Source organism: Mucilaginibacter sp. L3T2-6 (assembly GCF_030519355.1).
Taxonomy (GTDB): Bacteria; Bacteroidota; Bacteroidia; order Sphingobacteriales; family Sphingobacteriaceae; genus Mucilaginibacter.
The window spans coordinates 12,166-28,610 of the sequence record NZ_JAUMKC010000036.1 but is presented as its reverse complement, the minus strand read 5'-3'; the positions used below and the strand labels follow the sequence as shown (position 1 = coordinate 28,610).

The 16,445-nt window shown below is 44.9% G+C and carries 7 protein-coding genes and 1 pseudogene; all 8 read right to left on the bottom strand.

The window, feature by feature from the left end; translation table 11 throughout:
- Nucleotides 1-70: 70 nt before the first annotated feature.
- Nucleotides 71-981, bottom strand: a pseudogene (locus tag Q3W13_RS24675) (IS982 family transposase).
- Nucleotides 982-1,180: 199 nt separating this feature from the next.
- Complete coding sequence (locus tag Q3W13_RS24670) at nucleotides 1,181-1,723, bottom strand: hypothetical protein (protein WP_302868618.1); 543 nt, start codon at nucleotides 1,721-1,723, stop codon at nucleotides 1,181-1,183.
- Nucleotides 1,724-1,958: 235 nt separating this feature from the next.
- Nucleotides 1,959-2,438 (bottom strand): Imm26 family immunity protein, encoded by a 480-nt coding sequence (locus Q3W13_RS24665; RefSeq protein WP_302868616.1) that lies wholly within the window; start codon nucleotides 2,436-2,438, stop codon nucleotides 1,959-1,961.
- Nucleotides 2,439-2,442: 4 nt separating this feature from the next.
- Nucleotides 2,443-8,643, bottom strand: coding sequence for a DUF6443 domain-containing protein (locus Q3W13_RS24660; protein WP_302868613.1), 6,201 nt, complete (start codon nucleotides 8,641-8,643; stop codon nucleotides 2,443-2,445).
- Between the two features lie 32 nt (nucleotides 8,644-8,675).
- The gene (locus Q3W13_RS24655; protein ID WP_302868611.1) at nucleotides 8,676-12,395 is read right to left on the bottom strand and encodes a hypothetical protein; all 3,720 of its coding nucleotides are present in this window, start codon (nucleotides 12,393-12,395) and stop codon (nucleotides 8,676-8,678) included.
- A gap of 381 nt (nucleotides 12,396-12,776) precedes the next feature.
- Entirely contained in the window at nucleotides 12,777-13,307 is a 531-nt protein-coding gene (locus tag Q3W13_RS24650) for a hypothetical protein (RefSeq protein WP_302868609.1), read from the bottom strand.
- Nucleotides 13,307-14,521: a hypothetical protein gene (locus Q3W13_RS24645; protein WP_302868608.1), complete on the bottom strand. Its 1,215-nt coding sequence runs from the start codon at nucleotides 14,519-14,521 to the stop codon at nucleotides 13,307-13,309. The genes Q3W13_RS24650 and Q3W13_RS24645 overlap by 1 nt, the downstream gene beginning before the upstream one ends.
- Nucleotides 14,522-14,524: 3 nt before the next feature.
- Nucleotides 14,525-16,414 (bottom strand): type II secretion system protein GspD, encoded by a 1,890-nt coding sequence (locus tag Q3W13_RS24640; protein WP_302868606.1) that lies wholly within the window; start codon nucleotides 16,412-16,414, stop codon nucleotides 14,525-14,527.
- Nucleotides 16,415-16,445: the final 31 nt, after the last annotated feature.

Here is a 16,445-nt window from a genome sequence, read left to right as displayed (position 1 = left end):
TTTTGCATCGCAGATTACTAAAGCAGTTAATACCAAATTTGATGCGAATATATTTTAACGTGAGTTCGGGTTAAGCAGCTAACAAAAGCTGGTTGTCCTGATCATCAAAGCTAATATTAAGCGAGGGCTTTTTAGGGAAGAAGTGATAAGCGCAAAGTACGCCCATGGTATTCATCAAAAAGTTATTGACCGATCTGTGCCGCGTGTGCTGGAGTTTGCAGATATTCTTTAGTTCGTCGTTGACACATTCGATGATGCCCTTTTTCTAAGCATTATTTTGTCAGCCTGTGAGATGTTAAAGTCTTTCATGTTTTTGCGGGGTTTGGTTATCATCTGTATGCCATTGCCCCAAAGCAAGTCAGCTAAAGCTTTTGATATGTAGCCTTTATCGCCGAATAATTTACCGAAGATATCCTGGGTCATGGAAGTCATTACTTTGATGTTTCGGTCATCAACATTGCCCTTTGTAAGGTAAAATGACAGTATTTCACCTTTGTCATTGATAATCAGGTGTAGTTTGAATCCATAAAACCAGCCGATAGAGCATTGGCCCCTTTCGGCCACCGAGGCAAACACTTTATGGTTATGTATGCGCCTGTTATGGCAGGCTTTGATATGTGTCGAATCGATAAAGTTAATACCCCGCGATTGTCCAAGACAATTGGTTTTAAGGAAAAGCATCATGGGTGCGGCTACTCTTTGCTCTAATTCAACAAAGCGGCTATAAGATACCAGTCCGGGAGAATAATCCTTGTAATGAGCACAAATACAGCATAGATAAAAGTGCTTCAGATTGGTAAAATGACCGCTGTGAAAAGCGATTAATATCGTAATCAATTCACTGTCGGACAGCGAAGCTTTTCGGTTTCTGACCTTATGATTAGCAGTCTCAAGTTGATATTTTACTATTTCGTCTTCAAATTCTTTACAGAAGTCATCGACTTTGACAAAAATTTCGATAATTTTAGAAGGAGTAAGCATACAATGTTATGGTTTAAATTCGACACTTAAATATAACAAAATATGCTTACTTAATTGATATTCAAATAGTTAATGATTATCCACAAACCGTTTTATTACTTAACTCTGACCCCTCACGCACTTTAATATAAAGTTTTACGAACACACTGTATGAAGAGATCTGTTCAGGAGTGCTTAGGCAAAGGGATACCGGAGAATATTACAATTTATAAACTACCGGTTTTCGTTGTGGCGGGATTACAATAGCCTGGTTCAAATTAGGAAGCGCCTTCCTAATGTCTTTTTCCGCTTTGTTGGACGTATCTATAAAAAACCAGTCTTTCCCGCCATTTTCAGACATGGCAATTAATGTCGATGTGGTAACAATTTTGCTGTCTCTGGTTTTGATAGTTGTATGCTGCTGCAGCGTACATTGCAACTCACTGTGAGCTTTGATAATCTTTGACGGGTTGTCAACGGTAATATTACTAAAGGATGCGCCATTGGCTTTCAGATTGCTAACTGTCTTCCTTAATGTTGCGGCTATTTGTTCTTTTCCACCCATGGAATTGATAATGACAGGGTACAAATATCCCGCAAAAGTATCATAATCTCCCCTTAAAAAAGCTTGCCCCATCGCATTTGCCTGCTCCCGCACACGTGAATATACAGAAGATTTGTCTGTTACTGTACCTGGTTGACTATGTACTACTCTAACTCCCCCGATAATTATTAACACCAAATATTTGATCGCCTTCATCATTTAATCTTTAAATAAATTTAATTTAAAGTAGATTTATAAATTGACATAATTTTTTTATCAGTCATAACTATCTTTTACTTTAGATTTCACAAAAGCATCTTCATCTGCCATCAGAAAAAGTTTCTATATTAATTTGCTTCCTAATGTATACTAGCTGTGAACATCGATCGTCACATGCAATCACTAACGAAAAAAAATGCAATAAATTCCTTTACTCATATTTCGAATTCTATTCCTAAGCGCTATTCTCCTTTTTATAGAGTAGCTTATCCGGTTTTTTGGATGGACTAATTAGGAACTCATCAAGGAAGTTCGGATCATACCAATCATCCCAAGGTGTTAAACCATAATACGCATTCACAAAATCTTCAGCGAGTCCAGCGTCGTACATAACGGAATTAACCCATTTGGCCGATCGATACTGTTCATTTGGAAATTGTTCAATTGGAATAGTATTTTCTTTTACACCAATAATCTCCCAAGCTCCAAAGTCAAGCTTCTCACGAGTTACTTCAATCAATGAAATAAGATCTTTTGGATTAATTAACGAGTTAATATCAATATTGCTCGTGTCCGCTACAATTTCATCATATATCGCAATACATACAGTATTGATCAGATGTTGATCTAATATATGTCCAACAACTGACTTTTCGTTTATCAGCTTAATAGCGAATATATCATTAGGTTTCCAGTTTACTTTTTTTCGTTTCATAATCTTAATTGGTCGGTTTGCTAACGCTGCCTCCAGCAGCTTTATAATTTGCATCACTCATCTGATATCTTGCGTTTTGTAAAGAACCTCCCTGACTCTTAGGGCCTCCACCCTCGCGTATGTGAGTTTCTTCCAGCACGTTTAATTTTTCACCAGGTTTAGCTCTGCCTAAAATTTTATATTTGTGTTTAACCTCTAGTTTTTTATCATGTTCACCTTGCCTTTTTAAATACCGTTCGTCGCTCTTGGCTTGCCCCACATATTTTTCTCCCGTTTTAGGATTTGTTCGTTCATAAACCACGCCTTCTTCCTCTAAAACTTTTTCCGCACCCTCTTTAAGTTCATCCTTAACCTCAACTTCGAGTACCTCTTTGACGACGTTTTCGCCAGCCCTTATAGCTTCTCCCCCTTCACCTCCAGATACAAAATCAACGGTTAATGCTAATAGACCTAACCCGGCTTCGCTAACGCTGCCATGGTAGATGCCTACGCCAATTTGCTTAAGACTCCCCGCAAAAGGAATATAATCAACTGCTCCCCACAACAGATTTCCAAACCTACTAAGGCCGCTTTGCAGTTTGGTTCCCTTAATAGTTACCCCCTTAAGTTCAATATTCCAGGTAACTGTATCAGAGGCCGCCATACCCGTCGGATCAACAAACTTCAATGGGTTGTTAAGGACGTAGTTGTAAGGAGTCCATTTGCGCATAAACTCGGCTAATGGGTCCGGCGTTACCCATCTCGCAATTACGGGATCATAAAATCTGGCCCCATAATCGTACATATTCAGTCCTAGCTCATTATCTTGTTCTTTACCATTGTATTTATAAGTATTAGACGGCGAGGTTGGCGAACTATAACCATTGTCAATATCCATGCCGAAGGCATAGTAATCCTGCAACTGATTGACGGAGCCATCGTCCTTTACTGTTACCCGAGTATTGCCTAAGTGATCCTTCAAGTAATACTCAAACACAAAGTTAGTACTTTTTATAGCTCTTCCTTCTTCCGTCATTACAAAATCCATCGAACCATTGTTATACTCTATACCGCTAATGTAATCCCTTACGCCCACGGAACTTACCTTTCGTAACTTGGTGCCGTCGGCGGTATAGGTAAAGTTTATCGGTGTCGGGTCACCTGTTTTAGTTACGCTAACAGGAAGATTCAACAGGTTGTAAACAATGGTCAGTGCTTTTTGGTCGTCGGTCAGCAGGTTCCCGTTCTTATCATAGGTGTAGCTGGTGGTACCCGATGCCAAACCACCGGTATTGACAGCAGCATCAGCTACGCTTGCCAGCTGGTTGCTGAGCCCTGTATTTGCATAGGTATAAGTGAGTTGGTCGATGGCTGCCGCCGCACCCGATACATTCCCGTTACGGGTAAGCGTTTTAATGTTACCGTTCCTGTCATATGTTAATGTCTCGTTAAACATATTGGTCATCGCAGTGGCTGAAAATGCCGTGGCGGTAAGCCGGTTAATGGCATCATAGGTGTAGCCGAACGATTCAGCCGCCGGCACCGTCGGGCTGCCGGTAGCCTGCCTCAGCCGCCACTTTATGGTACCGATGTTGCCGTTATACTGCTTGCGTGCCGTCACCGGGTCATCCCCATAATACAGCTGCATGCCAAAGGCCTGTGTAGCCGTTGTGGTGGTAGGGCTGTTGATCTGTTTTAGCCAGCCACGTTCGTTATAGCTGTAGTTAATGTCCTGCAAAAAGGTAGTCCCATTGGTAGAATGCAGGTGCTTGGCTGCCAGTTGGCCGATCTCGTTATAGTCATTTTTCACCAGCACTACCGACTGGCTGCCGATGGTTTTGTTGATGCGCTTCATGCGGCCCGCCTGGTCATAGTCATAACCGTTGCTCATCACCAGCGCCGGTGTAGCCCCGCCCGCCACGGTGTAATGGTTACGGGTAACGTTATCCACGCTGTTATCAAAGTTATAGGTGTTAATTACCTGGTCGTAGTTCGATGCGCTAACCGTTGCATTCAGGTAATGCTGGCTAAATTGCTGTGCTGTACGGCCCAGATCGTCATAAAAGGTAGTGCTGCACAGATATTTGCCGGATGAACCTAATATGTACACAAACGACGTTGTCGGCAGCCCCCTCATCCTGTTGCTGGCTGTTGCATCGGTAAAAGTGGCCGGTACACTGTATGGCGCCAGGTTGGGCACTACATAGTCGTCATAATAGTTCAGCTTGTAATAGGTAAGTGTGCCTGCAGCCTGGGGTTCGCTCACACTGGTATAGCCTATAGCTACCGAGTTGTTCACCGTTTCGTAAAGCGGGTGTGCCGGGGTCGCACTGGCGGGGTTATCATACGCTGTGGCCAGCGCCTGGTAGTTGGTGCGCGATGGGGCATCAAGTGAAGCGTCCAGCGTAGTGCTGCTTTGTGCCCAAATACCGGTTAATATTGTCCGACCTAAGTTATCGAATTTCGCAAAATTCCACTCTTGCGGGGTTTTATTTCGCTGGTTCGCGTCCTGAGATAATACAACATGGTCAAGTTTATTATAGATCATAAACTCCCACCCCTTGCCGGGTATGCGTTTTTGCGACATACGTCCCTTGTAGTCATATGCATATTGGTAGCATAGGTTATTCAGCGTGGCAGCAGGTATAGTCCCGCTGTCAGGATCGGCCAGCGGTGGCAACACGAACACCAGTTGCCCCATATCGTTGTACACGTAATAAGTTGATAGCATTTCTGTAGTGCTGCCGTTCAGGTTATAGGTACGTTTTACCAAAATGTTGCCTTCGTTGTCCTTGTACTCTTCGGTAGTACCTACCACGCCTAAAGCCGATGTCCAGTTCTCACTTTTGGTAATCGATACAGTAAGCTTGTTGATATCATAAGTGTTGGTCGGGCTGGCTACAGAGAGCGAATAAGTTTGGTCGGCATTGATGGTCGCCAGGTATTTGATCACCTTTTTTGTACCATTCTTGTTGGCCCCGCTGAATACGTCCAGATCGTTAGTGGTCATATCACTCTTCACTGTATGGCCACCGGCTAACTGGTAAATATCACCAGGTGCGCTTATTTCCTTAACTCTGTTCATCGGTGATGCCTCGTAGCTTACCTCCGCATACGGTGAGTTGGTAACCACCACATTCGGGCTGCCGGTAGAGTAAAACGTGGCCTGCTTAGAGATTCCGGTGGATTTATAGCTGCCGTCGTTCACTGCATCCGCATAAGGCAGGTATTTGAGCACCTCGCGGTCGAAGGCATCATAGGCATGCACCTGTACCAGGTCGTTACCTGCCGGCGACAGTTTTACTGATACTTCCTGTACCGGCATACCAAGGCCGTCGTAGTACACTATCTTTTGGTTCACATCGCATGATGCGGCATTGTCTATCTGGGAGGCTTGTGTAATGCCTGACGTGCGCACCTGGTTGGTAATGATATAATTCATGCTTGCCGTGGCATTGGTATTAAGCGGCAGGCACAGGGTGGTGTTTACCACGCTCACCGCGTTGGCTATGGCGCCATTGCTGGTTGCTATAACCTTGTACCAGGTGGTATTTTCGGTTGTTTTGGCAGCCGGCGTATAGGTGGCAGCTGTTTGCCCGCTGATGTTGGTAAATGTTGTATTATCGGGCGAGCTTTGCCACTGGTAAGTATACGTGCCCGTTCCGCCGGCAGGTGTGGCCACCATAGCGGTAACTACAGCGTTAGGTGCAATGGATTGCGTCGCCGGGGCAACCGTTACCGTAAGTTGCGGATAAACGGTTATCTTGGCCGCCGCGGTGGTTGCCGATACGCCATTGCTGGTTACGGTACGCTCATACCAGGTTGATGCTGTAAGTGCCGGTGGCGTATAGCCCGAGCCTGTCGCACCGGTGATATTGGTAAAAGTAGTACCGTCCGTCGAGTTTAGCCACTGGTAGGTGTAGGTGCCTGTGCCGCCTGTAGGTGCGGTAACCACCAGGGCACCGGGCGAAGTGTTATAATTGGCATCATCGGCAGTTATAGCGCCGGCAGTAAGCTGTGGATACACCGTTACCTTTGCGGCTGCCGTTGTGGCGGATACGCCGTTGCTGGTTACTTTACGCTCATACCAGGTGGATACCGTAAGTGCCGGCGGCGTATAACCCGAGTTTGTAGCCCCGGTAATATTCGTAAACGTGGTGCCGTCTGTCGAGTTTAGCCATTGATAGGTATAGGTGCCCGTGCCACCACCGGCGGCCGACACCGCCAGGGCACCCGGGGAAGTATTGTAGTTGGCATCATCCGGCGTTATGGCGCCGGCCGTCAGCTGCGGATACACCGTTATCTTGGCGGATGCCGTAGTGGCCGACGCGCCGTTGCTGGTTACCGTACGCTCATACCAGGTAGATACCGTGAGCGCGGGCGGCGTATAACCCGAGCTTGTGGCGCCGGTGATATTAGTGAATGTTGTTCCGTCTGTTGAGTTGAGCCACTGATAGGTATAGGTACCCGTACCACCACCGGCAGCGGTTACTGTTAGTGCACCGGGCGAGGTGTTGTAATTAATAGTAGCCGCTGTTATCGCGCCCGCCGTTACCTGTGGATAAACCGTTATCTTGGCGGCAGCCGTGGTCGCCGAGGCGCCGTTGCTGGTTACGGTACGCTCGTACCAGGTAGATATCGTCAGCGCCGGCGGCGTATAGCCGACCGTTGTTGCACCGCTGATATTTGTGAATGTTGTTCCGTTTGTCGAGCTGAGCCACTGGTAGGTATAGGTACCCGTGCCCCCGCCGGCAGCAGACACCACCAGGGTGCCGGGAGAAGTATTATAGTTGGCGTCATCGGCCGTAATTGTTCCTGCCGTCACCTGGGGATATACCGTAATCTTGGCTGCAGCAGTAGTTGCCGAAGCGCCGTTGCTGAATACGGTACGCTTGTACCAGGTAGATACTGTTAGCGCCGGGGGGGTATAACCGGCGCTTGTGGCCCCGGTAATATTAGTAAATGTTGTTCCGTCTGTCGAGCTGAGCCACTGGTAGGTATAGGTACCCGTACCGCCGCCGGCAGCAGACACCACCAGCGCACCCGGAGAAGTATTATAATTGGCATCATCAGCCGTTATCGCTCCCGCCGTCACCTGGGGGTACACCGTTATCTTGGCAGCATTGGTGGCTACGGTTACCCCGTTGCTGGTAACCTGCCGTTTATACCAGGTAGACACCGTAAGGGCCGGCGGCGTATAGCCGGAGCTTGTAGCCCCGGTTATATTGCTGAATGTAGTACCATTGGTGGAACTTTGCCACTGGTAGGTATAGGTGCCATTGCCGCCTGACGCCGCCGTAACCACTATCGCTCCGGGTGAGGTATTATAATTGGCATCATCTGCCGATACCACGCCCGGCACGATCTGTGGATGAATAGTTACCGTCAGGGGCGTGCCGGGGGTAGTATACCCGCAATCGCCGATAGCCGATACATTAATGGTTACCGTACCCGAGGCGCCTGCCCCCCAGCTTAAGGTTGCCGAGGTGCCGCTGCCGCTGATGCTCGCGATTCCTGATGGCGAAACCGTCCAGTTGTAGCCACCTACAGCATGTGTTGCCGCGGTGACGGTATAAGCCGACGAAAAGTTTTCATATTGCAGGTTGGCCGACCCGGTCACTGCACCGGGTGCGCCTGCCGCCGTGCCTACAGTTAATGTCGGCCCGTTCACCGTTTCATTGCCGCAGGTATTGGAAACCAGCAGGCTGTAAACGCCGCCTGCTGTAGCAGAATAGGTAGATGAGTTGGCCCCGGAGATCGACGAGCCATTCAGCATCCACTGGAAGCTGTAGGTCTGGCCGTCGGGCGGGTTAAAGGTTAGCACTATCGGTGTCCCCGAGCAGATCATCGTTCCCCCGCCCGAGGTAATATTGCCGCCCTGGGGATAGGCCTGTGTAAAAAATACCTGGGAGCCGCAGATAACCTGAGAGGTACAGCCCGATTTTATGCCCTGCACGGTAAGGGTGCCGCCCTGTGAGCTGGTTATTGTTGCCAATGTCAAAGCCGAACCGTTGCCAGCCTGGGGGCTACCGAAAGCTGAGCCGTTAACATATAATTGATACGTAACGCCAAATTCCGAACCCGACATTACTACCGGCGCCGAGCTGCCGCAAATGTTTGTATTCGGTGTCAGGGTATAATGTGCATACGTACATTGCGCATAGCCCGAAGTTACCCATGCCAGTATAACGATACACAACAGTATTGGTGTGATAAGCCTTTTCATTCTCTTATTTTAAGATGGTGGTTATGTTAGGTTTAATGCTGCAGGTTATATTTGTAGTTCTTCACAATGTTCCCGTCCTTGTCCTTTACGTTCATCAGCCGCTGCAGGCCGTCATATTCAAAATAGGTGGTCAGCCCTTTCATATCGGTCACGCTGGTTACGCCGGTCATGGGGTCATAGGTATAGGTGCTCATCTGGGCGTCATTCGGGTAGATCCGCACATCGTCATAGGAATCCCCGCCTGTTAATGTATAGGAACTGCCGGTATAGGCAATTTCACCGGAATAGGTCCACGGGCCTGAGCCGGTTCGTTTCCAGTAGCTGATCACATAGCTCCGCCCGTTAGGTCGCGTCCACGATATGGAAGGGCTTGTGGTATACTTGTTGCCCGTATGTGCGCTCCCGGTTACCACGCCTGTTGTTAAATCTTCATAACCCTGGTAATAAAACTCGGTGTTAGTGGCGTTTTTACACTCGGCTATGGGGTATAGCTTGTTTTGCCCACCCCACAGGTAGCCGTTATTCATGTCCAGGTTTTTGGCCTGGGTAAGCAGCTTGCCGGTGCTTGCCTCATAGGTGAAGGAAATGGCCGGCTTATAGGATGCATCCATACTTGTGCTCAAGCCGGTGGAGGCCAGGTGCGCAAAAGACGATATCGGCGATACCGATTCCATCTGGTAGAGTTGGCTGGGTTGGGGGGTTAAGGCATCATAAGCGGTTATCGATGCCGATACTGTCGCCGGGTTAGCGCCGTTGATATCGGTTTTGGTCGTACTTTTTTCAATTGGTGCGGTATACACGTGTGCCGTCAGCAGGTTCTTGATCCCTTTGGCGATCACATCGGTGGTGCTGGTGGGGTTATAATCCAACGGGTAGGTAGTATTGGTGGTCACTATCTGCCCCTTGCTGTTGGTGAAAGACGTGCTTATTGGCAGGTAGTGCTTAGGGCTGTAGGTATAATTAGTTATAATCTCCTGGTATTTCGCCGGATCGATGGTGGAATATATTTTCTCATCGGTCGAGGCGAGGTACGTCCATACTGATTGGATAGGTGAATAGGTGAACATTAGCCTGTCATTAGTAGTTACCGGATCATAGGTAGGACCAGTAATAGAAGGCATACCAGCCGCAGGATAAATTGCAGTGTAATGCGGCAGCATATGATCCTCAAATGCATATATATATTTGGTTGAGTCACTTTTATATACATAGTTATTAACCACATCTCTAATAGTAACAAACTGCCCGCCTTCAAATTTGTAGTCAGTTTGCTCTATCAATGAACCGTTAAGCGGATCCCGTGTGGTCGAGTTATAAGGCCGGTGATGGTTCAAAGTTATATATTGATAAGGTTCAACATCGTCCGGTTCGTTATGATACTGGTAAATGGTTTTTCCGTTTTCACCGTTTTCGCCTTCAAGTACAGTCACCTGGTCATAGCCTATTGCCGAGCCGGCAGCTGAGCCATTCAGCGGTATATTGCTGTCGGACGATCGCATAAAATGTTCAGGAACATAGCTGTTGTATTGAATTTGACCGTCACTATATATAATTTGCTGGAGGTCTTCTGATTCTTCCCAATAGCCATATTGCGGTCTTGTCATGGTGCGTCCATAACTAAACTCATTACCATAATTTGTATAATGGTAAATAAATCTTTTAACCTTTGGCGGATTAATACCGTCATCATCTGTCATTCTTGCAATGCGTAATCCTCCCACCGGAGAAAATGTGGTCGGGTGGGTGACGCTTGCGTTTGGAAACGATGTTACCTGCGTAGACCAAGTGAATGAGCAAACGCCTCCAAAAAGGAGCGCTCCGTATCCGGTATTATTGATAACCATGGTCACTGTATATTTTCCGGCGGATTTTGGATTAGGAATTGTAATGTGTATGCCCCCATTGTCTATCGTGCGGTAGGTTGAATAATTGTAGGGATCTATCCTCGTCTCAGCCATCGTTGCGTTATCAACAATGCTCAAATAAGCAATATCCGGGGCGCTTATCTGCGCTGCGGGAATCGTGGAATTGGCCCTGAAAGTAACGGTTAATTGCCCATTAAGGTCGCCGCCGATTGAGACCTGATCGGACATATCAAGCAGAACTTGGTCCGTGGCGCCTGGCGGCCAACTGTGGCTAAAAGGAGATCCATGGCCTGAAAGAATAGTATAAGGATACGGAGTTTGCGAGTGGTCATTTATCAGTGATTTATATTCATCACAATCATTTCCCTCATAGTCAAATGTCGTAGTACCGCCTTCGGGATATTTTATCCCATTTAATATAAAGGCTTGTGCAAAGTAGCCGTTGGACACTCTTGACATGTCCGGTATTCCGTAAAAATAATTTTGGTCTCCCGACCCGATACGCGTAAAATTCGGTATGAGCGAAGTATTAGCATACTGACCATTAAAATAGCCCCAATGATCACGCATAAATGAATCTTTGGAAGGCAAACTAACCTGTTCATAGTACGTGAAAGTATATGGGTTAGATGTAACGGTTTGGCCATTGTAGTTTCCGCTCTCTGTGACTGAAAGCAGTTTAAGCCTGTAATTCCACACCGGGTTACCAGCCCCCGTGTTTGAACCTGAAAACCAGGAACCCGGTACGCCTGCATTCGGTCCGTTAAAATATCCGTAAGCGAACGTTTGGGTTTTGATAGGTGCCGCGCTTAAATTCCCCTGGGCGTCCTTAGAATAAACCTGTATTGAATTTAATTGATTTGCGCCTAAAACATCGGTACGGGTGTTTGCGGGAGCATAATTAAATACGACACGTCCGCCGTCATAATCAATGCTTGCAATATTGAAGCTATTGTAATTTTTCCCGGGCGTCTCTTTTCTAACTGTTGGTAAGTACTGCGGGATGTAACCTCCGCCATATATGGGTAAATTGCCATCATTTCTTATTTCCTGAAACGAGCTTGGAGTTGTGATATCCATAGGCTGCGTATAATTAAACGTTATTGTATGACCGGTTGGCGACGTTATTTTTGTGAGGTGCACGGCAGTAGTATGTTGAAAAACCTCCCCGCCATCTATGTAATATTCAACCATAGTAAATTCGTAAACAAAACCATCAGGTGTGTAAACGTGCCAAATTTTCCCCCGGTTAACAATGTCACATACGATGTCAATTTTTTCTTGTTTTTCCAGAATTGCGGTGCCATCCCTTTTTAACAAAAATTTGCCGCTCTGGCCTCCTGGCAGGTTATAATAAAATTCATCAGGCTCAAAATCTGCCTTCGGGTTGTTAGTTAAAGCTGCGGAACAGTCCACGGCATTGGCATAGCCCGAATTCAACACGGCGCCATTAATTATAGGTACTATAGGTTGATAAAAATTAGTTAAATCAGGCGATGTGTTTAATAAGCCATTAAAGTAGGCTCCATCCAGGAAATCATCCATATTAACAATTTTCCTGGATATTGAACCACCCGCATTTAATGCCCAGCCTAAACCTACCATACTTGCGTCCTCAGCCACCTTAATACCAGAAGCATGATAGCTGATAGAAATCGGCAATGTGATATCGTGGCTTTTTATGGTATAGAGCGGAATACTGATATTTGGTACTCCAGTATAATAGCCCACGGGGATATCCCCGTATTTCTGCATTGCCTGCACATCGGGCGAAGGCGGGATAACTGTTGTTAAATGTGGCGTTGTGGTTTGGGCAATCAGCCATTCAAAGCTCATCAGGCCTGCCAGAAAAAACAGCCCGAAAGGATAAAATTTGCGGAGTTTCATTAATGATAATTGATGGTTTAACAGGTTAAAAAGACAATACAGGCCTATCCCGGAAACACCGGAAAAAAAACAGAAAACGCGAAATAATAAGTACTACTTAGCCAAAAGAGAAGTTGAGTTTGTTCTGTCCCATGTGATAAAAAGGTTAATTGTTTTTGGGTATCAGGCTAAAAATATGGAATGCTTTTTGAAAAAAAAAGAATGTTAATAACTAAATATTTAGTGTTGATATTTATATAAAATTACATAGCAAAGCCATTCCTCAAAGTCACGCTGTGCTGCCCGGGCGGGTAAAATTCCCGGTTAAAGAATCTTTTACAATCTATGTCGGATGCTGAGTAGTTGCCGCCAAGCCACGATACTGGTCAATAAGTGGTTTGATTAAACCGCTTCTTTCAACATTTCCAAATAAATTTGACAGGCCAGTAGTTTCTTATCGGCCTCTTTTAATTTTTTATCGCGTTGAATAATAACAGTCCTTACCAGTCCCAAGCCACGCGTGTGCTGCAACTTGTTTAAAAACTTAAGAATATTGCCATAATTGCCTGCAAAATTCAATTGCTGTAAAACCGCCTTGCTGGTGCTGTCGGGCGCACTTTGCATTGGTGCTTCAGAAAGATGAACATTTTCAATATCAGCCATAGATGCGATTTTGCTGATTATATTATTTCTTAATTCAGCAGAATCAATCCGATATAAGCCAAGTATGTTTTTAATATTTCTTCCTTTTCTAACAATATAGGATGGCTGTACTGATATATCGCTAATATGAGCTGACCTTGACGTTAGCTGCTTATTTAATTGCCATGCTTCAACCGTTCTGCTTATCGACAAACGATAGCAAATCAACAAAAAGACGACAAGTACCGCCGCAAAAACTATCTTATTATACTGTAATAGCTTATCCTTCATCAATAGTAAATAAATATCGAAAAAAATCCTGTGTCAGACTCTTGTGAATATTTGTAGTTTTTCAGTTCAATATTCCTGATCCAGCCCCTGGTTTTAAGCCTCGCGATCCATTCATTCACCGGCAAAATACTTTTGCAATCCCCATCAACCTGTATCGTGCGTTTGTTAAATACCGTACCCATTCCTGAATGTCCTGCTGACTGGTTGATAGGATCGACAGCTATTTTATGCAAAATAATCTGCTGGGGAAGCATCGATGAAATTTCATCAATTAAGCCAGCTTTGTTAATTCCGCCTTCCCAACCCAGAGCATTCAAAATTTTTTCATTTGAAACAACTTTATCTGCCAGTGATTTTATTTCCTGTTCACTCTGGCTTGATGAATCCAACTGCGCTGCCATTTTAGTATTTGCTGAATTGAGCGTGCTCAATACGAAGAAGTTAAGAAGTAATAACAGTAATATCGCTGATAACGAAATGAATCCGTTTGTTTTTATCTTAATTAGAGTTAATTTTTTTTTCAGCCGTTCGTCTAAAGTCGGTACTAAAGCGTTGATAAGGCTGATGTCAGGGAGTAACAGCAACTGAAACGCCACCGAGTATGGTATTACAAGCGATTCATCAATTGGTTCGGTTTCAATTTTTAACTGGTGTATTGCTTTTGCGTGGACATCACTTTTATACTCCTTCCAGTTTTGATTATCATTTCTGCGGATGTTATGACCATCAAAAATAACTTCCTCCCCATAAACATTTAGCTGTGGTAAAATAATATCTGCCGGAAACGGGCCCAGGCTTAAAGACAACAATTCGAATCCGGCTTCTTCAATTTGCCTTATCCATTTGTCTGCTTCAACTTTTCTGATCAGTGATATGAAGGAGAAATCGCCTGAATCAAATTTTTGAATATAAAAATCCTCCGGTTTACCATTTGGAAGTATTTTAGAAAACTCCTGAACCGTATCCTCTATCCTTTCTATTTTTTTATGAAGTATTATTTTCCCGTTAATCGCCAACGCCAGCGGGGTATCTGTTGGAATATGATCCTGTAAAGAAAGTAGACTGTCTACTCCGGTAACTCTTTTAGTTATCGTCAGCAATTTACCCTCAATCTTAACAGCACATAATGCTATCTTGCCGGAATCGTTTGCCTCAACGGTAATATTAAGCCCCGCAGCATATTTAATACGATAATATTGCTTTAGCGCTTTCATTTATTATCTTAAGATTGTTGATTTAATAAACAACACAGAAATTACTTTGGAAGCAGTTTTGGTGCGATTGCTGAAAATCCACTTAAGTATAGGTATCCTGGATAAAATTGGTGTTCCTGAAGTAACCTCGTCATTTTCAGTGCGCTCAATACCGCCTAAAACAATTGTATCCTCGCTATGAACGCGAAGGCTGGTCTCAAATTTACTTATAGACTGGGGTGGCGGTGAGCCATCGGTGGGTATTGATGTAAAATCGGATATGTTAACTTTTATACCAAGCGTAACCTGTTCATCTCCTGAAACTACCGGCCGGATGGATACAGAAAGATCTGCATTTACCTCCTGGTAAACGTTTGTGAAAATTGATTGAGAGCTTGTCGTAAACGGAATAAGGTTTTGCGTAGTATTCTTATAGTAACGTTTACTTCCTATGCTCAATGAGGCCGAATGTCCATTTAGAGCGGTAAGCTTAGGTACCGACCGGATATCGGCATTATTGTTCGACTCAAGAGCGCTTAGCGTAACATAAAAATTAGGCACAACATGGCCAAGGTTTACAGATGTGAGCTTACCAAGTGAGTTTAAGAAGCTATTAACTGATGATGCACTTGCGGTGAAATTTACCCCAGGCAGCACAGTTCCGCCCGTTTTTGCGCTATCGGAAATGCCGGCCGAAATACCTGTAGCTACTGTGCGTGTTTTGTGAAAGTCGATAATAGTAACCTCTATCAGCACTACTGGCACGATGACGTCCAACTGATTAACGAAATTTTCAACTTCATTAATCTGGCCTGCAGAGCCTGATAAAAGCAGTGTGTTCTGCTCCCTGAATTCCTTTATCTCTATATTTTTTTTCCAATCTGCCGGAATCATTGAAACGATGGTGTCTATCGAGCGGTTTTGAAGATGAATAGCTTTAAATGTACGAAGCCCTTCTAATCGCCGGTCGCCAATTAAATAAATGCCATTTTCAAGGCGAAAAGTATTATCCGTTCCCTTAAATAATAAGGTTAGCAACTGGTCGTACGTAACATCGTTAACGTGAATTGTGATATTTCCTTTGATCTCTGAATATACCGAGTAGTTTTTATTAAGTTCGGCAGAAGCCTGGCTTACCATGTCAGCAATCGGTGCGTTTACAGCGTCGGCCGAAATAAGCTTTTGACCATTAATCATCTTTGTAAACAGTCCTGTATTACCGCCGGGGCGGGGAGGCGATGGACGGTAAGCACGCCGTACCGCGGTATTTTTATCGCCATTAACATACAGTTCTTCGCTTTCTTCAAGCGGTTGAAAAAGGTAGAAATTATCATTGGTTTTAATTACCTTAATCTCATTCAGGTATGCCAGTTTATCGAGTGCCGTTTCAAAAACAGCGTCAGCCATTACAGCAGTTACTCTTTTTCCCTGCAATGAATTAGGCACGATAACGTTCTTGCCCGAAACTTCTATTATTTTACGCGCAACAGCATTTAAGCTATCATTTTGTAACGACATAGAAAGCGTGTTGCTCGCTTTGTCGTATTTAATGGCTATGTCTTTTATCGGAGGTTTAACAAATTGTGCCGGATCCTGGTAGTTCGTGATGTAGATTATCTGGCCGACATTCGTTATGTCAAGATTATACTTTTTTGCAAGCAGAACCAGGATGTTGGCTGCCGTAACGTTATTAAAGTTATCAAAAATCTGAAAGTTAACCTTAGGGTCGAGGCTAATACTTAATCCATTGGAACGGGCTAAAGCCCCCAGATATTCCTGGATACTTACGCCGGTTATCATTAGCTGTACCTTTTGCCCCAGCCCCGGAATAGTAGCGGAGAGGTCGTTGAGTTTTTTTTCAAGCTGCTGCATACGGTCCTGCTGCGCAAATACGCTGCAGGACAAAAAAATCATCAAAAGAAATATAAATAGCTTTGTATAAATT